The organism is Ruegeria sp. AI3 (genome assembly GCF_056541245.1).
Map to the genome: position 1 here is coordinate 400724 of NZ_JBQFYA010000003.1, position 20220 is coordinate 420943.

Sequence of the window (20220 nt, forward strand, 5' to 3'; positions counted from 1 at the left end):
AACCAGAAAATGACCCGGAGCAGGCATGGCCAAAACACCCCCGCCTTTCGCCCCTTTTGAATGGAAGATCGCCTGGCGCTACCTTCGCGCGCGTCGGGCCGAGGGCGGCGTCAGCGTGATGACCTGGATCTCGCTGATCGGGATCACGCTGGCTGTTTTTGCGCTGATCGCGACCCTAGCGGTACGTTCGGGGTTCCGGGCGGAATTCGTCGGCACCATTCTGGGGGCAAACGCACATGTGACGGTCTATTCCTCCGGTGAGATCGACGCGCAGGGGCGGGTTGACCGGACCATTGCAGATTTTGAGGAACGTACTGCGCGTTTGGCGCAGGTGCCCGGCGTTGAACGGGTCGCCCCCTTGGTCAAAGGGCAGGTGCTGATCACCAATCGCGACCGCAGCAGTGGGGTTCAGGTCTTCGGGATGCGACCGGACGATCTGCGCGATTTGCCGGGTATTGCGGAAAGCGAGGAAGCGGTTGGCGATCTGGCTCAGTTCCAGACGGGCGAAGACGTCATCGCCATCGGTTCAGGCGTGGCGCGCAGCATTGGCGCCACCGTTGGCGACACCGTCAAACTGACTTCGCCGAACGGGGTCAAAACGGCCTTTGGAACCTCACCACGAGTAAACGCCTATCGCGTTGTTTACGTGTTCTCGGCCGGGCGCTACGATATCGACCGCACGCGGGTCTATATGCCGTTCTCGCAGGCGCAGAGTTTCTTCAATCGTGAGGGCGTCGCTGACGAGATCGAGGTCATGGTTGAACGCCCCGAAGACCTCAATCCGATCCTGATCCCCATCCTTGAAGCCGCAGGCGAGCGCAGCCAGATCTGGACGTGGCAGGATGCCTCGGGCGGGTTCTTGAGGGCACTGGAGGTCGAGGACAACGTGATGTTCATCATCCTGTCGATCCTTGTCCTCATTGCGGCAATGAACATCGTCTCAGGCCTGATTATGTTGGTTAAAAACAAAGGCCGAGACATCGGTATCCTGCGCACCATTGGTCTCAGCGAGGGCTCGGTCCTGCGGGTGTTTTTCATCTGCGGCGCCTTCACGGGCATCATCGGCACGGTCATGGGGGTGATCCTAGGTTGCCTCTTCGCGCTCTACATCGACCCTATCTTTTCGTTTGTGAATTACGCCATGGGCGGCGGTGTTTGGGATCCGTCGATCCGAGGGATCTACGCCTTGCCCGCCGAGCTTCACCTCAGCGATGTTCTGAAGGCGATTGGTTTGTCTCTGGGCCTGTCTTTCCTTGTCACCTATTTCCCCGCCCGCCGCGCCGCGCGGCTGAACCCGGTTGAGGCGCTGCGCTATGAATGATGTGAGCTTGCGGCTGAACGGCCTGACGAAAACCTACCTGAAGGGCACTCCGGGTGAGGTGCAGGTTTTGCGCGGGATTGATCTGGAGTTGCAGGCGGGCGAGGCCGTCGCGCTTGTTGCGCCCTCGGGTGCGGGCAAGTCGACCCTGTTGCATATCGCCGGGCTGCTGGACACGCCGGACAGTGGCAACGTTGAGATTGCGGGTCAGGATCTTGCAGGAAAAGGCGACCGTACACGCACCTCCGTGCGACGTCAGGATGTCGGGTTCGTCTACCAGTTCCACCACCTGCTGCCCGAGTTTACAGCGCTCGAGAACATCACCCTGCCACAACTCGCCAACGGTGTGTCTGAGCGGGATGCGCAGGACAGGGCGATGTCCCTGTTGGACCGTGTCGGTGTCGCCCAACGCGCCGATCACCGTCCGGCGGCGTTGTCTGGAGGGGAACAGCAGCGGGTCGCGTTCTGTCGCGCTCTGGCCAACGCTCCGCGCGTTCTGCTGGCGGATGAACCGACAGGCAACCTTGACCCGGATACATCGGATCAAGTGTTCGAGGCCCTGATGACCCTGGTTCGCGACCAAGGCCTGTCGGCGCTGATCGCCACGCACAATCTGGACCTGGCCGCGCGGATGGACCGCATCGTCAGGCTGGAAGGTGGGGTGCTCAAGCCAGTTGAGTGATCGCCACTCCGATTGCCATCACCGCAATTCCTCCTGCGCGCATCAGGGTAAGTGGCGTGACCTGCGCGCCGAACAGGCCGAAATGGTCAATGGCGGCTGTGCTGATCAATTGCCCCAGAAGGACAAAGAACACGGCATTGCCGACGCCGAAATGCGGCGCGACATGGGTGATCGACAGGACGTAGAAGGCGATCAGAACGCCCGCGAGCAACAGGTGTTTCGGGGCCTGCGCCACTTTTGACAGCGCCTCAAAACCGGGAAAGACCACCATCACCAGCGCGGAAGACCCGAAGGCGATGGCAAACAGGATCACAGCCGCTGTGGTCGGCGAGCCGATAAGCTTGCCGAGCGCCGCGTTCAAAGCTGCAAGGATTGGGACTCCGATCCCGGCGGCCAACATGATGGCTGCGTATTGTGTCATGGCCCGAACCCTCTTTACCCGTATTCGTTGATCTGGATCATTGCGCCAAGCCGCGCAGCGGGCAAGCCTGTTGACAGCAATTGTGGTAGGAGGATGCGATGATCACAAAGCTTTGTTTTGCAACGGCGTCAGCTCTGTTTGCCATGTCTGTCCCCCTCTGGGCGCAGGATGCAGAGAAAGGCGCCGAGCTTTACCAGCACTATTGCGCCACCTGCCATGGGATTGATGCAACCGGCCATGGGCCGATGGCCGGAGTGCTTGTCATTCAGCCGACCAACCTGAAGACACTGGCAAATGCAGACGGTGTTTTCCCTACGGCCCGCGTGGTGGGGCGGATTGACGGGCGTGATCCGTTGGTGAGCCATGGCAGTCCGATGCCAGTTTATGGCCCGTATTTCGAAGGGCAGGACACGGCGATCAAAACGCCCGATGGGCAGCCGATCCTCACCAGCCAGCCCATTGTGGATCTGGTGGAGTATCTGAAAACCCTGCAGGACGGCTAAGCGTTCAGCTGCAAATGCCTTCTACCTTTGCCTCGCTCCACGGGATCGCGATGTCACGCTCGCGGCCGATCTGCGGCAGCGGGGACAGTTCGAAATGTACCCCTAACATGTCGTGCAATCGTTTGGTGCGCTGCGCCTGAGGGTCTAGCGCGCGGCAGCAGACATATTCCTCTACAATCGCGCCCTGCTGTTCGAACCCGTAGGACAGGAAATCGGGCGAGGTTTCCAGATCGAACAAATACGGATCTTTGCGCCCGCCATGTTCCGCTGCGGCGCGCAGGGGGTGATAGCCTGTGGTCTCGCGGTTCTGCCATTGCCAGATATGGGTCAGTTCATGGGCCAGCAGCATGGCGGCGATCAGGTTCATCTCTTCAGGGTAGTCGGACATGTAATCGTCAAGATACCAATCGCGCGCGAAATAGACTTTGTTGAACAGGGCAACGGCGGCCGGTTTTCCGGTGACCACACCAGCCTCGACAGGGGGCAGGATACGTTCCCGACAGGCCTCGCGCGGGCGCGCTTCGCGGAAATAGGTGACTGGCACGACTGGGGCCCCTTTTACCAGCCGGACGCTATCCAGATCCAAGGTCGTGCCTTGCACCGCGCTTGCAAAGCCACGCTCCTGCTCGGTCAGGGGACGCCCGCAGGAGGACAGAAGCAAAAGGAGCATAAACAGAATGCGCAAGGCCATGAGGTCAACCCTAGTGCGTCACTTGCGTTGCGCAAGGCGATTTCACGTAGACGTGGCCGGGCCGCAGCCGGTACTTGATCTGGCACAAGACCAAATCGGCACGATACCTTTACACGGGTCGAAAGATCTATCGGAGAGTCCATGTCCAGTTGGGTGCCATTCATATCAGCTTTGACGGCGTTTTTCCTAAGCCACGCCATTCCCGCGCGGGCACCGGTGCGGGCCAGATTGGTAAAGGTTCTGGGGCAAAAGGGGTATCTGCTGGCGTATTCGGCATTGTCCGTCATTGTCCTTTCATGGCCACTCGTGGCCGCAGCAAACGCGCCCTATGTCGAGGTCATCCCTCCGTGGCCTGCGCTGCGTTGGGTGCCGTTGGTCGTGATGCCGGTGGTGTGCTGGCTCGCGATGGCCGGACTGACCATCCGTAACCCGTTTTCGTTTGGTGGGCTGGGAAAGGCGGGTTTTGATCCGGACCGCCCCGGTATTTTGCGCACCACCCGCCATCCGCTTTTGGCGGCGCTGATGCTGTGGGCCGGGGCGCATCTTCTGGCGAATGGCAGTTTGTCTCATGTGATCCTGTTTGGCCTTTTCGCCGTTTTTGCCGCGCTGGGCATGACGTTGATCGACCGCCGGACGGCCCGGTCATTAGGCAAGGACTGGCCTCGCCTGTCGCGCAATACCGCACGGTTTTCGCTACGCGCGCCCTTACCTTGGCCGCCCATGCGCGTTTGGCTTGCTTCGCTTGCCGTCTTTACCGTTCTGATCGCCTTGCACGGTGCTGTGATCGGCGTCTCACCACTTCCCTGACGCAAGGAGTGGTCGACCCGCATATCTCGTGCTATCTGATATGCCGAAGTCTGACTTGTGAGGTCCAAAAATGCATCTGGCCTATGTTACCACCACTGATCGCGGCGCGACTGACCGCTTGTTAAGCGCCGTGGCCGCACACCTGCTGGCGCGTGGTGCCAAACTGGCGGGGGTCGTGCAGACCAACACGGAATGCACCGATAGCAGCAAATGCGATATGGATGTGCAGGTTCTGCCCGATGGCGAGACCATCCGTATCTCGCAATCCCTGGGCGAGCATGCGCGCGGCTGCCGTCTGGACCCTGCAGCGCTCGAGCAGGCTGTAGGACAGGTCATGGCAACGCTTGCCAATGACCCGCAGCTGATGATCATCAACAAGTTCGGCAAGCACGAGGCCGACGGGCGCGGTTTCCGCCCCGTCATCGCCGAGGCTCTGGCACAGGACATCCCCGTTTTGCTGGGCGTCAACGGGTTGAATGATGAGAAGTTTCAGGCCTTCACGGGCGGGGCGGCAGAACAGCTGACGCCGGATATTGAAGCGATTGTCAGCTGGTTCGAAAAGGTCTCAGCACAGCGGGCGGATGCCGCATAAGGGCAGCCTCACGTAGCGTAATGCGCTGATATCCTGACTTGTTTGGTTGTGCCTTGGCTGCAATCCTCTCTCTGGGAGGACAATAAGCATGTGGTCAAACTGGGCCGGGAACGAAACCGCCACCGCTCCGATTGCGCGCCCTGTGGGATTGGAACAGCTGCAGGCGACGGTGGCGGAGCCTGCAAACGTGCGGGTCGTTGGGGCAGGGCATTCCTTTACCCCAATCGTAGGCGGCGCCGAGCGGATATTGGATTTGTCGGAGTTGCATTTGCCTACGGTTGGACCGGTCGAAGATGGGCAGGTTTGGGTCAACGCAAATGCGCGTTTGCGAGATCTTTCTCCTGCTTTGGCCGAGCAGGGTGTGGCGTTCCGCAATCTGGGCGACATCAACACGCAGTCTCTGGCCGGGGCCGCGTCCACGGCTACTCATGGCACTGGTCGCACTTTGCCCTGCCTTGCGGCCGAGATTACTGATGCCAAGTTCATCGGTGCGAGCGGTGACATATTGACCACTTCGCAAATCCCGCTGGAGATGGCGCAGGTGACGCTGGGCTTGCTGGGTATTCTGACCGAGGCGCGGATCAATGTCGTGCCGAAATACAGTCTGCGCCGTCAAGTCACGCTGACCGATCTGCCGGATGTCTTGGCCAACATGCATCAGAACTGGGCCGAGAACCGGAATTTCGAGTTCTTTTACATCCCCTTCACCGGCAAAGCGGTCGAGCTGCGCCACGCCCTCACCGATGCCCCCGAAAGCAAAGCACCGCGCGATCTGGATATGCTGGCGGTCAAGGTGCTGAAGCTCGCCCGAAACGCGGGACGCTTCAGTCCCGGCCTGCGCAATCTTTTGCTAAACCTGCTCACGCTGGCCCAGTCGGATGAAGACTACGTGGGCGAAAGCTGGCGGGTGCTGTGCAGCGACAGGCATATACGGTTCAAGGAGATGGAGTATCATCTACCCGCCGATATCGCTGGTGATGTGTTGGCCGAGGTCTTTCGTCGTCTGGAGCGTGACCACAAGGACATCTATTTTCCGATCGAAGTGCGCCAGACAGCAGGTGACACAGCCTGCCTGTCACCGTTTCAGGGCGGCCCGCGGATCTCGATCGCACTGCACACGGATGCGGGTGAAGATCACAGCCGCTATTTCAACGCGCTAGAGCCATTGTTTCTTGAGGCTGGAGGGCGCCCGCATTGGGGCAAGATGCACAGTCTTTCCTACAAAGACTTGTCCGGCCTCTACCCGGATTTCGATCGCTTCTGCGCCCTGCGTGAGGAATTGGACCCACAGGGCAAATTCATGACGCCCGCCTTGGCCCGGTTGTTCCGGCCATGAACGATCCCTACCTCACCCGGTTGTCCGAGACTTTGCGCAAGTACGAGGTCGACCAGCCGGTCGTCGCAGTAGACCTGGATCGTGTTGAGGCAAATTGCCGGGCAGCACAGGCCGCAGCTGACCCAGGTCTGGACCGGCGCTTGGTCGCAAAATCTCTGCCTTGTCTGCCGTTGCTGGATCATATCCGCAGGCTGATTCCCAGCTCAGGCCTGATGAGCTTTTCCGAACCGATGCTGTCGGCTCTGCTGCAGGCAGAACAAGAGACAGATCATCTGATCGGAAAACCGCTACCCGTCACCTCTGCCGCGCGTGTGTTGCAGTCTTGTCCGGGCGCCGCAGACCGAGTGCAATGGCTGATCGACACCCCTGAACGCTTGCGCGAGTATCTAACCTTGGCGGAGACAAGCAAAACGGCGCTGCGTTTGTCGCTTGAGGTGGATATTGGTCTGCACCGTGGCGGGTTGAAGGTGGATCAGGTTGCCGCACTCGCACGGGTGATCTCGGCGCATCCAAACGCGCGTTTAAGCGGGCTTATGGGGTATGAGGCGCATCTGGCGAAGCTGCCTGGTTTCCTCAAGTCCCGCGCGAGCAATTCGAGCGCTAAGGCGTTTGCTCAAGCCGTGGCTTCGCTGCCTGAAGGTGCGGACTATTGCCTGAACACTGGCGGTAGCCTTACATTCCAGAGCTACCGCGCACCAGGGCCAGCCACCGAGGTTGCGTTTGGTTCGATCCTCGTGAAGCCATCCGATTTCGACCACGCGACCACTACTGGCTTTCAACCAGCTGCGTTTCTGGCCACCCCTGTCCTCAAGACCATGCCGTCAAACCCTCTGCCCGGATTGGAATTCCTACCCCAGCGCAAAACCCATATCGCGATCTTCGGAGGGCATTTCCCCGGCCAACCCGTACACCCCGGCGGGTTCACCTATTCCTCGGTCTTCGGGCGGTCGAGCAATCAGGAGGTTTGGACTGGCCGCTCTAGCCATGCCGTCAAACCCGGTGACATCGCCTTGATCCGCCCGAGCCAAAGCGAGGCTGTTCTGAACCTGTTCGGAACGGTTTTAGCGTTGCGAGAGGGGCAGGTGATCGCGGAATGGCCATGCTTGCCGAATTGACTCCGATAACACTGCGATACTTGTGCGATTTTTCAGCCGTTTTTCACCGCGAAGCGCATTGAATTCGTAAAGCTATGGGCGTAGTTCTCAACGCGTGCCGACCACGGGTCGACACAGGTTGCCCGCGTGGTGGAATGGTAGACACAAGAGACTTAAAATCTCTGGGCCGGAAGGCCGTGCCGGTTCGAGTCCGGCCGCGGGTACCACACACAACTCCCTAGACAGGATAGTCGAGCCTTGTGATCAACTGCCAGATATCGCGGTTCAGGGTGGACAGATCTTCGACAACCTGTTCGATCTCGCGCAGGGCCTCACCATCCAGAGTATCCGTGCGACCCATTTTGATGTCTGTTTTCCGGTCCGCAATGCGCATCAGAATGGTCTTAGGGTTGCCGCTTTCGGGATCAAAGGAATAGATGCAGTGATTGAACCGGTTGCGGATGCCGGACAGTTTTCCAAGCCGTTTGGTGTGCTCCAGGATCGGGTCCCGAATACCCTCGGGGCGGCCATCCATTTTCGCGAGCCGCTCAACCAGATCAATCCGGGCACGGGTCGTGTTCAGGGTCAGAAAGATAATAACGGCAGAGTCTTTGCTGGTTCCAGCCAGACCGGCAATCAGGTGGATTAACAGGCTTTCGGTGTTGGTCCACATATAGTTTAACCGCCCCACCAACAGAATAAGCCGGTCAAACCGTTCTTCCACGAGATCAGCCAACACGTGGGCTTTGCGCATCAAACGGCGCAACCTCGAAATAGAAATGAGCAGCCGCAGTGCGGTTGCTGACCCCGATCTTGCCGACCACGTTATGCATATGCAACTTGACGGTATGTTCCGTAATCCCCAGCCCGGCGGCGATGACCTTGTTGCTCTGACCTTGAGACACCAACCTGAGGACCTCTTTTTCCCGTTTTGTCAGCCTGTCGAAGAGTTCAACCTGCTGTGAGTCGGCGGGCTTGGGCGTTACAGATGATGCTGGGGCCTTGCAGGGGTTCGCCTTAGGGCCCGCGACACAATCCGCGAGGAAGCTGGGCAGGTGCAGCTGCTCATGCATCAGAAGCCTCAGGATCGACCGCCACACATCAGGGGCGACGTTCATAGGCAGAAAGCCGATCTCGCCGTACCGACTGCGATCCCAGCGTTCAAACAGATGCCGGGCTGCGGCATCCTTGCGATAAGAAAACGCGAGGCATCCAAACGGAACCTGTGCCGCGTATTTACTTGGCCGTTCCAGCAGATCCTCCAGCATGACCTGATCTACGACCAGAACGCGGCTAGCATTTGCTTTGGCAGATGTTAGGTCGTCCAGTGAATCGAAACGCGATGCGCGAACGTCAAATTCGTTCTGGACGCTTCTGAGGGTCTGATTGGAGAGAAAAAGCTCTCGACCAATGAAGTGAATTGAAAGGTCTTCGGTCTTGATATTCTGGTAGGCGTAGTCACGCTCAGACGAGTCAATCATTACTGTCCCCCCACTAAAAAACCGAACTGCAATTCGCAGTTTTTCACACAAGTAATTCGGGCAGTTCGAAAGCCGAAATAGTCTTAAAAATATAGACTTATTGTAGTTGAAATGTAGGGGGTCAGCAACCGGATATTCGGATTTGATACTTGGTCCTAGAACCATTGATTAGGGTTGTGTTCCGGTGATTTCGGGTAAGTAGAGGGAATTCAACGGCTTCTTTCGTCTAAGACCAATCGGTAGGGTTTTAGGTCGGATTTTTTAGCGAAAACTCCGACCACTCCCGCAATATGCCAGAATTTCAACAGACTAGCCGTTCTAGAGCTTTTCGATAGCTTGGCAGCTTTGTCAAAGGCTGCGACGCTTCCTCTACTTCAGATTGCGAAGGTTTTTCCTTTAACGCCCGCTTTTCGTGCATTTTCGCGAATCTCTTTTCAGCGGGGACGTCGGCTTAGCCGGGAAAGGAGGTGCAGAAAGCTCGGAACCAACAGACCGCAGGGTTATGCGTTCAGGCATACCGTGCGGATTTTTGTTTCAACCGCACGAGTAACCACCTTTGAGATGAATGGTGGTCAGGTGCGCCAATAGAGTGGAAAGCAATATGTCTGACCGTAGAATTCTATCCCCAGTCACAACCGTCGAAGAAATTGATGTTGAAGACATGGACCCGGTCGTTGAAGACCCGGGTGTTGAAGATCCTGAATTGGAGATGGCTGAAAACGCCCAACAGCAGCAACAGCAACAACAACAGTCTGTCGACAACACAAACGGCGGTGACGACAGCAACACCAATGGTGGCAACGACAGTAACACCAATGGTGGAAACGACAGCAACACGAACGGTGGCAATGACAGCAACACCAATGGTGGCAATGACAGCAATACCGTTCGCGACAATGGCAACAGCACCAATGACAACGTGAACCGGGTCGATATCGACTTTGGTGAAGGCGAGTGGATTCCGCGCGACGATGACAAGGTCGATGTGGACATTGCCGATGATGCCTCGACCGGTGACGTGATCACGGCCGGAGACGACGTGAACTATGATCCCGGTGACGATCTGAACCTGGATATTTCGTTGAACGGCGAAGGCAATGACATGGCCTCGTTCAACAACCAGTATGCCAGCCTGACGGACAATGACACGCTGAACGGTGCGACCGTGTCCAACTCCGGTACCTTCGAACAGAATGGTGATGCGACCGGAGGTAACGCAACTGCGGAAGAGGGCATTGATTCCTCGTCTGATGGTGGAGCGTCCGGTAGCGGCGGCACCAGCCATGGCGGCGAAGCCTGGGGTGACACCTATGGCAGCACTTCGATGGCTCTTGGTGGCCACTCCGGAGATGCCAACGGCGCGGCAACTGGTGGTGCAGGCGCAAGCTCGGGCGAGGCGCATAACGGCAGCATCGGTCTAGGCCTGTCTGGGGCACAGTCGGATGGTGACGGTACGGGCGCCGCTGGCGGCAACGCCAACAGCACCTCGAACGCGACGAACTCTGGAACATCCAGTGCCAGCGGCTCCGGCAATGGCGGAGAAGGTGGCGCGGCCGGATCTCTTGGTCTTGGCTTAGGTCTTGGCCTGTCTGGTTCAAACGCTGACGGCAACGCCAACGGCGGCGACAATACGTCTGGCTCGCTAGGAACCGGCTTGGGTCTTGCAGGAACAGATGCATCCGCACAAGGCTCGAATGCTGGCAGCGGCAATGCGCAATCCAGCGGCAGTGCCGATAACACAAGCTCCGGCAGCAATCAGGCCAACGGCGCGACCGCAGGCAGCAACAATGCTGCGGGCATCGCGGGTTCTGGCGCATTGGGTGCCAATGACGCAGATGGCGGCAACGGTCCGGGCGGTAGCGGTACTGGCGGTGCAGGAACCGGCGGCAATGGTCCGGGTGGTTCAGGCACAGGTGGCAATGGTCCAGGCGGAACCGGCACAGGTGGCAACGGTCCGGGTGGAACCGGCACAGGTGGCAACGGACCGGGCGGAACTGGCACGGGTGGCAACGGACCGGGTGGTTCGGGCTCCGGTGGCAATGGTCCGGGCGGTGCAGGCCCAGGTGGCGCAGGCCCCGGTGGCACGTCAGGTACAGCCGAAGGTGCCCTGTCTGCACTGAACCAACAGAATCTTGGTCTTGGCCTGAATCTGGCCGATCCTGATCCGACAACTGGCGGTGGCGGCACAGCCGGAGATGCTACCGGAACCGGCGGCGCCGGATCTGGCGGAGCAGGCTCGGGCGGCAACGGTCCCGGTGGTACCGGAGCGGGCGGCAATGGACCCGGCGGAGCCGGTTCTGGCGGCAATGGCCCTGGTGGCGCGGGTGCTGGCGGGAATGGTCCCGGTGGTGCCGGTGCTGGCGGTAACGGTCCTGGCGGTGCAGGCACCGGTGGCATGGGCATGGGCGGCAACGGCCCAGGCGGTGCAGGAGCCGGCGGCGCAGGCGGTGGCCGCGTTGACACAAGTTCGGACGCGCAAGGCGTTGGCGACCAGTCTGCGACAGGTCCTGACATCTCGCAAAGCCCGGGCGACGTGACAGGTGCGACCAACAACCTGCAAACCCCCGATGGTTCGGGCGGAGCCGGTGGCAGCAATGCTACCGATGGCACGGCCGAAGCAACCGGAACTGGTGAATCGACTGCCGAAGGTACTGGCGGTGCAGGTGGCATGACCTCGCCGACATCGAGCTCGGCCGGTAGTGGCGCCGGATCTGCGGATGCGACCAACACAGCTGGCGATGGTGGTGACAACGAGGTGTTTGCAGAAGCTGACACCGATGGAACCGCTGACAGTCTGGCCGAAGCGATTGCCGGGTATGGCGGCGCGGGGTCTGCTGACAATGATGCGACCTCGACTGGAACCGGCAGCGCGACGGGATCGGCAATGTCCGGTGACGGCGGCTATGGTGGCGCGGCCACAGCGGCTGGCGGCACTAGCGGCGCGGTCATGGGAAGCTCGACCGGCGGCATGACAAACGGTGCAACCAATACCGGTGGCGAGGCCTCGGGCGCCAATTCTGGTGCAGGTGGTGCAGGCGGAAACGCCGGTACCTGGGGCTCCGACAACGGTGGCGATGGCATCGTGAACGGCGAATCCTACGCATCGGCTGCAGCTGTTGTGGATACGGCGGCGTTCAACCAGTCGATCGTCATGGGCGCAAACGTCCTTGGTAACTCGGTCGATACGACCATGGTGGGCGGCTCGATGACGTCGTCCTACGCCAGCGACGATACCGAGGTCTAAGACCCGTTTCGGGCTCTGCCATTTTCAGAGCCCGAGCTTTTTTCAAAACCGCCGGGGGCGCGCCACGTGGCCCCGGCTTAGCAAACCCAAAGCGGAAATTTTCAGCCGTAGCGGGTGACAAGGAACGTTAATATGTCCCTCGACAGTATTACTGAAACGATTGCACATTTTGTTGGAACTTTTGAGCTGACAATCGAACAAGGACGATTGAGAGACCAGTATGAAGAGTTCACCGCGCTACGGCGGAAAGTCGAACTTGAAGACCTGTCAGACCCCACAAGAATTGAGGTCAAGGCCACGTTGAAGGCCGATCCGGGCGACTATGCCCCGATCCCTTTCAAATTCAACACACCTCCGGTCGAGCTGCCGCCACCACCCCCGGCAAACGGCCCGAACTATGAGACAAACATTTTCCTCGACCCACCGGAGGGTCCTTCTGAGGCGGTACGCGAGGCGGCATTGGGGCCGGCAGATGCGCCGCCTTTGATGCTGTTCCAGTTTCAGAACGAACTGATAGGGTCAGCAGTCACCTACACGTTCCAGACACTGTTCCTGCGCGACAATGACGTCGTCGGAGAAGGGGAGTTCCGCGATGTCGGCGCCCTGATCAGTGCAGGGCAGGACATGCTCGAGGCCGCCCTGACATTCCATGCGATGGCGGCGCCGTCCTTTGCGTTGGCCGATTATGCGTCGCTTGAACTGCTCTCTGAGATTGCCGAGCAGATTGTGAACCCGATGAACTCCGAGATCGAAGGTGTCACGGTTCATCAATTCCACGGCGAAGACGCCGTTGGTGTGATCATAAACGGCGAAAAGGTTGAAGAGGCTCTGGAATGGGACGACCTGCTTCCGGCCTATCACCACCCAGATGAGGAAACCGAAACGCCGGATATGCTGCCCGTAGAATGGGACCGCTCGGATGACGAAGAATTTGCCGACGGCCATATGGTCATCGCGGGCGGCAACCTTGCGGTCAACGAAGTGGCGGCAACGATTGCCTGGATTGATGCGCCCTACATAGCCGTAGGCGGCAAGGCGATGGATTTGACTGTGATCAGCCAGGTCGCTGTGATTTCCGATTGGGACCAGATCGAAGAAGGCGGTAGCAGCGGAACCAAGGTGGTGCAGTCAGCCTCGGTCGGCGTTGAAGCGAAAGCTGCCTTTTGGCTGAACCAGGCCGAGGGGGCCGAAGGGCAACCCGCCTTTGCCTCGGTCGATTGGATCAGCGGCGATCTGGTCGTTGCGAATTTCATCAAGCAAGAGATCGACGCCACGGATATCGACCACATACAGGCCGAAATCTCGGCAAGCACGACGCTTTATGCGATGGGCGACAACCAGATGGTCAACGTCACCGAGATTGTCCAGCTGGGCAGCTACTATGATGTGATCATGATCGGCGGCAATATGATATCCGTCGATATGCTGTTCCAGACCAACGTGTTAGTGGATGACGATATCGTAACGGGCGGCTCGATCTCGGCGCAGGGTGATGAAAACCTTGTCATGAACGAGGCCTCGGTGTCGAAAACGGGTGAGGACAGCCACCAGGAGCTGCACCAGGATATGGCTAATGCCATGGCGCTGGGTGAAGCAGACATGGACGCGCTTGAGGACGCATTGCTCAACGATCCCATGTTCGCAGGGATGGAGCAGATCCGTGCCCTGAAAATCGAGGGCGATCTGCTGCAAGTCAACATCATGGAACAGATCACCATGCTGCTGGATCAGGACGATGTGCATGTGTCCGGGCCCAAGGCTGCCGAGACGGAAATCACCGCGGGCAGCAATGCTCTGCTGAATGCGGCGAATGTTGCCAAGGCCGGGATCGACTCGGTGGTGATGGCGGCTGAGGAGACCTATTCAGATCTGCTCCTGCATCAGGCCAGCTTGTATGATGTGCCGGATCAGGAGGGCGTCTCTGAGCTGACAAATGATGCCATCGCCGTGTTGATGGAAGAGGCCAATAGCGAGCTGGCCAAGATCCACGAAACCGTCGCCAAACAAACAGCCCCGACCGAGATGGCGGGCGCTGACGACGGCCTGCAGACCATGCTGGCGTGATTTCCCGTAATTTTAGCGAGTGACCGAAAGGTTAGTTTATGTCGATTGTGTTTTCGTCGCGCCGCACCATCTGTTCCAGCCCTTTGGATCGAAATGGCGGCGTTGCCGTGTCCGAGGCGCCGCGTACCGAAAAGGGATCGAATACGCCGCAAGAACCCAAAGATTCAACCCTGCTTCTGCTGCATGATGCGCTGCGCGTCGATACGCCAGACGCGTCGCGGGGCGAGGAGCAAATGGCAGCTAAGTCTTGTACTGCAGAACCAAAGAACACTCACCGCGCCGATTCTCCCCTTCGGCGCGAACAGCCGCAACCTTCGCAAGATACGACCTCTGAAGGTGGCGGCGCTGGGGTGGCCGAAGCCGAGGCCTCTGATCCTTTTGACACCAACATACCCAAAGCGCGTAAGACCCCCTCTGCGCGCACAGATGGTGGGGATCGCATAGGCACTACGATTGAGGCCAAGGCAAACGAGCCGTTGCCGCCGACCAAATCTGGTGGTGGTGACGGCAATGGGCCACCCCACACCTTTCACAAGCGAACCCCGCCCGAGGATTTCCGGCGCACGTTGCGGGTTTCGATGCGCGCGATCTACCGTAATCTGGTGTTCGTTCTGGTGCTGACTTGTGCCACCAATATTTTGATCCTTGCTATTCCGATCTACCTTTTTCAGATCAGCGACCGGGTCCTGACCAGCCGGTCCCTAGATACGCTGATCATGCTGACCACGATCGTTGCCGGTGCGGTGATCTTTCAAGCGGCATTTGATGCGGTCCGTAGGTTCATGCTGATGCGCACGGCGGTAGAAGTGGCCGCACGGTTGGGTGCCCCGGTGCTGAGCGCTGCGGCCCATGCCTCATTGCATGGGAACGGGCGCGAGTATCAGACGCTGGGTGATCTGCAGCAGGTGCGAGGTTTCTTGGTCTCGGGCACGTTGATCTCATTTCTTGATGTGCCCTTTGCACCACTCTTCATCTTGATGATCTTTTTGGTGCATCCGCAGCTTGGCATGATCGTTGTCGTAACGGCCCTGTTGCTGATGACGATTGCCCTGATCAACCAGAAAACGACCGCGAAACCGTTTGCCGAGGCTAATAAGGCCCAGTCCATGGCGAACCAGCATCTGGATTCGATGTCGCGCAATAGTCAGATCATCAACGCGCTTGCGATGATCCCTGAGGCCGTCCGGATCTGGGGCCGCGACACCGCGCAATCGCTGACCTGGCAGGTGCGTGCGCAGGATCGCAACGTGATCTTCGCCGCCATTTCGCGGGCCGTGCGTCTGCTGACTCAGATCGCCATCTTGGGGTGGGGGGCGTTTCTGGCGCTGCAAGGTGAGATCACCGGCGGCATGGTCATCGCAGCCTCGATCATCGCCGGGCGCGCGTTTGCTCCTATTGAAGGCTCGATTGAAGGGTGGAACGGCTTCCTGCTAACCCGTGGGGCCTATGGGCGGATCAACGCGCTCCTGTCCAATTCCGCGCTTCAGTTCGAAAAACTGCGCCTGCCGCGTCCCGAAGGGCGGTTGGATGTCGAACGCCTGCTTTACGTTCCCGGAGGGACTAAACGCGTCGTGCTGAACGGGATCACCTTCGCGCTCAATCCCGGTGAGACGCTGGCGATCATCGGCAATTCCGGCGCGGGCAAGACGACGCTAGGCAAGACGCTTGTGGGCTCGATCCTGCCGACTTCGGGCAGTGTGCGGCTGGACCTGATGGACATCCGCAACTGGGACCCGCGCCAGTTTGGTGAAAGCATCGGCTACCTGCCGCAGGACGTGCAGCTGTTCCCCGGTACCATCAAGGACAATATCGGTCGGATGCGAGAGGACGCGACGGACGAACAGATCCACGACGCTGCCGTTCTGGCCGATGTCCACAACATGATCGCAACCCTGCCGCAAGGATATGAAACCGTGGTCGCCGCTGACGGATCGCCCCTGTCGGGCGGGCAGAAACAGCGCATTGCTCTGGCGCGCGCCTTCTTTGGCAATCCGCGTCTGGTGGTGTTGGATGAGCCGAACTCGAACCTCGATGTGGCGGGGGATCAGGCGCTGGCACGGGCGATTGCGCAGGCCAAGGACAGCAAGATCACTGTCGTTGTGATTACGCAAAAGCCGACACTTCTCAATGTGGTGGACAAGATCATGCTGCTGACCGATGGGCGTGTCGCCTTGTTCGGCCAGCGTGAACAGGTACTGCAGCAACTGAATGCGCCACGAAAACAACCTGGCATTGAAGGCCAGCAGGGGGGCTGATCATGAACGATATCGTACCCGTCAATACGTCTCCGTCCGAGCCGACCGTCTGGTATTCCGAAGTGCCGCGCTCAATCAATCGTCTGATCGTGGTGGGGTTCGTGATGCTTGTCGTATGCTTCGGTGGCTTCGGCGTCTGGGCCTTCAGCGCGCCGTTGGCGGCCGCCGTCATCGCGCAAGGCAGCTTTGTTGCCACCGGTCGGAACAAGATCGTCCAGCACCTTGAGGGTGGGATTATCGAGGATATCAAAGTCTCGGAAGGTGAGGCCGTGCAGGCCGGTCAGGTACTTATGACGCTGGATCAGACCTCAGCTGAGGCCAATGAGAGAGAGCTGTTCATTCGCAAGATCCGCCTGCAAGCAATGACCGAGCGGTTGCTGGCAGAATATGGCGAGCGCGAAAAGCTCAACTTCTCCCCCGACCTGATTGAGGCATCAAATGATGTTGAGGTGATGACGATCCTCGATGGCCAACGGCTCAGCTTTGATGTCTCGCGCAAAACGCTGCTGAACGATGTCGCGCTTCTGGCGCGCAACATGGAGGCTTTAAGGATCCGCGCCAGCGGGTTTGAGGCTCAGTTGAAAAGCATGCAGAGACGCTCGGAGATCTTGCAAGAAGAGTTCGAGACAAAGGAAGCCTTGTTCGAAAAAGGGTTGGTGCGCAAAGGCGATCTTAACACGATCCGCCGAGTTCAGGCCGAGGCCGATGGTCAGCAGGCCCGCCTGCAGGCCGAAGCCGCCGAGATTAACCAGATGCTGTTGAAATACGAGGAACAGATCTCCCGCACCCGTTCAGCCTATCGCGAGGCAGCGCTAGATGAGCTGGGAGTTATCGAAGCCGACCTGGAAAGTGTGCGTGAGAAATCCCGACAAGCCCGCAGCGTTCTGGCCCGCGCGGTCGTGCGCGCGCCCGTCACCGGAACCGTTGTGCGCCTTCACTACCACACACCCGGCGGCGTGATCGAAACCGGCGAGCCCATCGCCGAGATCCTGCCCGCCGACGCCCCGCTGATTATCGAGGCGCAGATACCCCGCACCGAGATTGACAGCGTCGTTACCGGCCAGGACGCGACGGTGCGCCTGATCGCGCTCAATCAGCGCACAACCCCGGTTCTGAGCGGTCAGGTCTTCTATGTCTCAGCCGACGCGCTGGTCGAGGATTCTCAAGGCGTCCCGCAAGAGGTCTATCTGGCGCGCATCTCACTGACACCCGAGGAATTGAAACGCGTCCGGGGGTTCGTGCCCACTCCGGGTATGCCGGCCGAGATCATGATCCAGACCGAAGAACGCACTTTTGCCGCCTATATCGCCAAACCTGTCTCAGACAGCATGTCTCGGGCATTTCGCGAGCAATAGGGCGATTTGGCTACACCAACCCGTCGTCGCATGCTAACCCTTGCATGTGTAGGCAACTAGGGGCCGGTGCAAATGCCACTAACAGTCAAGGATATGATGGAAGCGGCTAATGCCGTAGTCCCGCGTATCGGTGTGGATCAGGCCAACGCGCTGATCGGGGACGGCGCGTTGCTGCTTGATGTCCGTGACGTGGTCGAGCTTCAGCAGTCGGGTCGTGCAACCGGCGCGCATCACATCCCGCGCGGCATGCTTGAGTTCCGCGCCGATGACACGCTGAAATCCCATGATCCCGAGCTGCAAAAGGACCGGGCCACTATCCTCTATTGCGCCGCCGGAGGGCGTGCGGCGCTGGCAGGGAAGCTCCTCAAGGATATGGGCTATGACGAGGTCTACAACCTTGGCGGCCTGGCAGATTGGGTCAATGGCGGCGGCGAGACTGTGTCCGCCTAAAGGCGCAGGTTATGCGTTCAGGAAAGCCCTGACGGCGGCCTCAAATTCACGGGGCTTTTCGGCGTGCAGCCAATGCCCGGCCCCCGGGATTTTGGCAAAACGCGCGGCGGGAAACAGGGTTTTGATCTTGTCGCGGTGTTCGGGCAGAACATAGTCGGAATTGGCCCCGGCCAGAAACAGCGCTGGGCCATCCCAATGGGCGTCTATTTCGGGGAACCCCATAATCTTGGGCATCTCCGATGCCAGAGCATCAAGGTTCAGAAGCCAGCGTTTCCCCTCGATATCCAGTGATTGGGTAAAGAAGCTTTGCAATGCCGGATCAACCCCTTGCTCTGCCAGCTGTTCCGCCGCGTCGGACCGGCGCGCAACCCGCGAGAAATCGACCGCGCGCATCGCCTCAATGAACTGGATCTGGCTATGGCCGTAGGTCACTGGCGCGATATCGGCGACCACCATTTTTCGAACCAGATCCCCGTGTTGCAAAGCCAACATCATGGCCGCCTTGCCACCCATCGAATGCCCCACCACATCGGCTGATCCGCCAAGGCTCTCGATCACTTCCGCCAGATCGGACGCCAGATCAGGATAGTCGTGCTCATCACTCCACAGGCTCTGCGAGTGGTTGCGCATGTCGACGGCAATCACCTGCCGCTCGTCGGAAAGCCGCCGCGCGATAACGCCCCAGTTGCGGGCCGAGCCATAAAGCCCGTGCGCAATCAACAGGGGTGGGTTGTCCGTCGGGTCGCCATGGATGATCGTATTCAGCATAGTCTTGTGATACGCGCGACTGCACCGAACAACCAGCCCCATTGTCGCCCCTTCGCAGGGCGGTTAAGTTGTCCCGTCAGGAGGCGCCGATGACCCAGGAAACAGACATCCAGACCCAGATTGCGCAGACCATTCAGTTGCTGCGCAAGAAACTGGGGGTCAAGGACAAGACGCTGATCGCCTCGGTACGCCGCGCCAAGCGACGTTTGCCGCGCAATGTTTACAAGCAGGCCATGGTGTTGGCGCAAGCCGAACCGATGGCAGAACATCCGAAACTGCGTCTGGTTCTGGACGGGCCGAAGCTTGAGAAAGCCTCGGATGAAGTGCAGAACCATCTGAATGCCATCAATTTGGCGGACCGTCGATTGGGTTGGTTTCTGAGCTTTCTTGGCTCGGTCGCGTTGGGCCTGATCGCTTTGGCGGCATTGGCGATGATTGTGCTGCGCTGGCGCGGGTACATCTGACCAAAACGATATTGCAAATAAAAACGGCGCCATTTTTCTGGCGCCGTTTTCTTTTTCGGTTTCCGGTAAGAATTACAGGTTCGGATAGATAGGGAAACGGGCGCAGAGATCGGCGACTTCGGCTTTGACCTTGGCCTCGACCTCGGCGTTGCCGTCTTCGCCATTGGCGGCGAGGCCGTCGACCACTTCGATGATCCAATCCGCGATCTGGCGGAATTCGACCTCGCCAAAGCTGCGCGTGGTGCCGGCGGGCGAGCCCAGACGGATGCCCGAGGTGATGGTCGGCTTCTCAGGGTCAAACGGCACGCCGTTCTTGTTGCAGGTGATATGCGCGCGGCCCAAGGCCTTCTCGGTCGCGTTGCCCTTCACGCCTTTGGGGCGCAGGTCGACCAGCACCACATGGGTGTCGGTGCCATGGGTCACCGTGTCCAGACCGCCCTTGATCAGCTGATCCGACAGCGCCTGCGCGTTGGTGATGACTTGGCTGATATAGGTCTTGAACTCCGGGCGCAGAGCCTCGCCGAAGGCAACCGCCTTGCCTGCGATGACATGCATCAGTGGGCCACCCTGAATGCCGGGGAAGATCGCCGAATTCACTTTCTTTGCGATATCTTCATCATTGGTCAGGATCATACCACCACGAGGTCCACGCAGGGTCTTGTGGGTTGTCGTGGTCGCTACATGGGCGTGCGGGA

General features: G+C 59.2%; 19 protein-coding genes and 1 tRNA gene. 14 read left to right on the forward strand and 6 right to left on the reverse strand.

Annotated elements, in window-relative coordinates; translation table 11 throughout:
* Positions 1–25 precede the first annotated feature (25 nt).
* Both ACRZ95_RS07975 and ACRZ95_RS07980 read left to right on the forward strand, forming a co-directional pair.
* Positions 26–1321: a lipoprotein-releasing ABC transporter permease subunit gene (locus ACRZ95_RS07975; protein WP_170677230.1), complete on the forward strand. Its 1296-nt coding sequence runs from the start codon at positions 26–28 to the stop codon at positions 1319–1321.
* A complete protein-coding gene (locus ACRZ95_RS07980) occupies positions 1314–2000 on the forward strand; it encodes an ABC transporter ATP-binding protein (RefSeq protein WP_170677232.1) in 687 nt (228 codons plus the stop codon). The genes ACRZ95_RS07975 and ACRZ95_RS07980 overlap by 8 nt, the downstream gene beginning before the upstream one ends.
* Here ACRZ95_RS07980 and ACRZ95_RS07985 read toward each other — a convergent pair.
* Positions 1984–2421: a DMT family transporter gene (locus tag ACRZ95_RS07985; protein WP_170461979.1), complete on the reverse strand. Its 438-nt coding sequence runs from the start codon at positions 2419–2421 to the stop codon at positions 1984–1986. The genes ACRZ95_RS07980 and ACRZ95_RS07985 overlap by 17 nt on opposite strands.
* A 98-nt stretch (positions 2422–2519) precedes the next feature.
* Between ACRZ95_RS07985 and ACRZ95_RS07990 the strand changes: the two genes are divergently transcribed.
* Complete coding sequence (locus tag ACRZ95_RS07990) at positions 2520–2924, forward strand: c-type cytochrome (RefSeq protein ID WP_170665542.1); 405 nt, start codon at positions 2520–2522, stop codon at positions 2922–2924.
* A gap of 4 nt (positions 2925–2928) precedes the next feature.
* On the opposite strand, the gene ACRZ95_RS07995 is transcribed toward ACRZ95_RS07990, so the two are convergent.
* Positions 2929–3594: a hypothetical protein gene (locus tag ACRZ95_RS07995; protein WP_480554766.1), complete on the reverse strand. Its 666-nt coding sequence runs from the start codon at positions 3592–3594 to the stop codon at positions 2929–2931.
* 162 nt (positions 3595–3756) lie between these two features.
* Here ACRZ95_RS07995 and ACRZ95_RS08000 point away from each other — a divergent pair, with 162 nt between their 5' ends.
* The 5 genes from ACRZ95_RS08000 (at position 3757) to ACRZ95_RS08020 (ending at position 7671) form a co-directional block, all read left to right on the forward strand.
* Positions 3757–4422, forward strand: a complete 666-nt coding sequence (locus ACRZ95_RS08000) for an NnrU family protein (RefSeq protein ID WP_170677253.1) — start codon at positions 3757–3759, stop codon at positions 4420–4422.
* A 70-nt stretch (positions 4423–4492) separates the two neighbouring features.
* Positions 4493–5014 carry a DUF2478 domain-containing protein gene (locus tag ACRZ95_RS08005; RefSeq protein WP_170677255.1) on the forward strand — a complete coding sequence of 174 codons (522 nt, stop codon included), beginning with the start codon at positions 4493–4495 and terminating at the stop codon, positions 5012–5014.
* Positions 5015–5102: 88 nt separating this feature from the next.
* Complete coding sequence (locus tag ACRZ95_RS08010; RefSeq protein WP_170677257.1) at positions 5103–6350, forward strand: D-arabinono-1,4-lactone oxidase; 1248 nt, start codon at positions 5103–5105, stop codon at positions 6348–6350.
* Positions 6347–7465, forward strand: a complete 1119-nt coding sequence (locus tag ACRZ95_RS08015) for an alanine racemase (protein WP_170677259.1) — start codon at positions 6347–6349, stop codon at positions 7463–7465. The genes ACRZ95_RS08010 and ACRZ95_RS08015 overlap by 4 nt, the downstream gene beginning before the upstream one ends.
* 120 nt (positions 7466–7585) lie before the next feature.
* Positions 7586–7671, forward strand: a tRNA-Leu gene (locus ACRZ95_RS08020).
* Between the two features lie 11 nt (positions 7672–7682).
* Here ACRZ95_RS08020 and ACRZ95_RS08025 read toward each other — a convergent pair.
* Together ACRZ95_RS08025 and ACRZ95_RS08030 are read right to left on the reverse strand one after the other, a co-directional pair.
* Positions 7683–8198 (reverse strand): hypothetical protein, encoded by a 516-nt coding sequence (locus ACRZ95_RS08025; protein ID WP_170554459.1) that lies wholly within the window; start codon positions 8196–8198, stop codon positions 7683–7685.
* Positions 8173–8925 carry a helix-turn-helix domain-containing protein gene (locus ACRZ95_RS08030; RefSeq protein WP_170677261.1) on the reverse strand — a complete coding sequence of 251 codons (753 nt, stop codon included), beginning with the start codon at positions 8923–8925 and terminating at the stop codon, positions 8173–8175. Before ACRZ95_RS08030 ends, ACRZ95_RS08025 begins: the two co-directional genes overlap by 26 nt.
* A 601-nt stretch (positions 8926–9526) precedes the next feature.
* Here ACRZ95_RS08030 and ACRZ95_RS08035 point away from each other — a divergent pair.
* The 5 genes from ACRZ95_RS08035 to ACRZ95_RS08055 all read left to right on the forward strand — a co-directional run bounded on the left by ACRZ95_RS08035 (position 9527) and on the right by ACRZ95_RS08055 (position 18293).
* A complete protein-coding gene (locus ACRZ95_RS08035) occupies positions 9527–12169 on the forward strand; it encodes a hypothetical protein (protein WP_170677263.1) in 2643 nt (880 codons plus the stop codon).
* Between the two features lie 132 nt (positions 12170–12301).
* Complete coding sequence (locus ACRZ95_RS08040) at positions 12302–14233, forward strand: type I secretion protein (RefSeq protein ID WP_170677265.1); 1932 nt, start codon at positions 12302–12304, stop codon at positions 14231–14233.
* Between the two features lie 38 nt (positions 14234–14271).
* A complete protein-coding gene (locus ACRZ95_RS08045) occupies positions 14272–16488 on the forward strand; it encodes a type I secretion system permease/ATPase (protein WP_170677267.1) in 2217 nt (738 codons plus the stop codon).
* Positions 16489–16490: 2 nt separating this feature from the next.
* Positions 16491–17843, forward strand: coding sequence for an HlyD family type I secretion periplasmic adaptor subunit (locus ACRZ95_RS08050; protein WP_170378100.1), 1353 nt, complete (start codon positions 16491–16493; stop codon positions 17841–17843).
* 72 nt (positions 17844–17915) lie between these two features.
* Positions 17916–18293: a rhodanese-like domain-containing protein gene (locus ACRZ95_RS08055; RefSeq protein WP_170640219.1), complete on the forward strand. Its 378-nt coding sequence runs from the start codon at positions 17916–17918 to the stop codon at positions 18291–18293.
* A 9-nt stretch (positions 18294–18302) separates the two neighbouring features.
* Here ACRZ95_RS08055 and ACRZ95_RS08060 read toward each other — a convergent pair whose 3' ends face one another.
* Complete coding sequence (locus ACRZ95_RS08060; protein ID WP_170677269.1) at positions 18303–19061, reverse strand: alpha/beta fold hydrolase; 759 nt, start codon at positions 19059–19061, stop codon at positions 18303–18305.
* An 89-nt stretch (positions 19062–19150) separates the two neighbouring features.
* Here ACRZ95_RS08060 and ACRZ95_RS08065 point away from each other — a divergent pair, with 89 nt between their 5' ends.
* Entirely contained in the window at positions 19151–19525 is a 375-nt protein-coding gene (locus ACRZ95_RS08065; protein WP_170677271.1) for a hypothetical protein, read from the forward strand.
* Between the two features lie 72 nt (positions 19526–19597).
* Here the strand turns inward: ACRZ95_RS08065 and ACRZ95_RS08070 are convergent.
* A partial coding sequence (locus tag ACRZ95_RS08070; RefSeq protein WP_480554769.1) for a PLP-dependent aminotransferase family protein occupies positions 19598–20220 on the reverse strand: 623 nt, incomplete at its 5' end.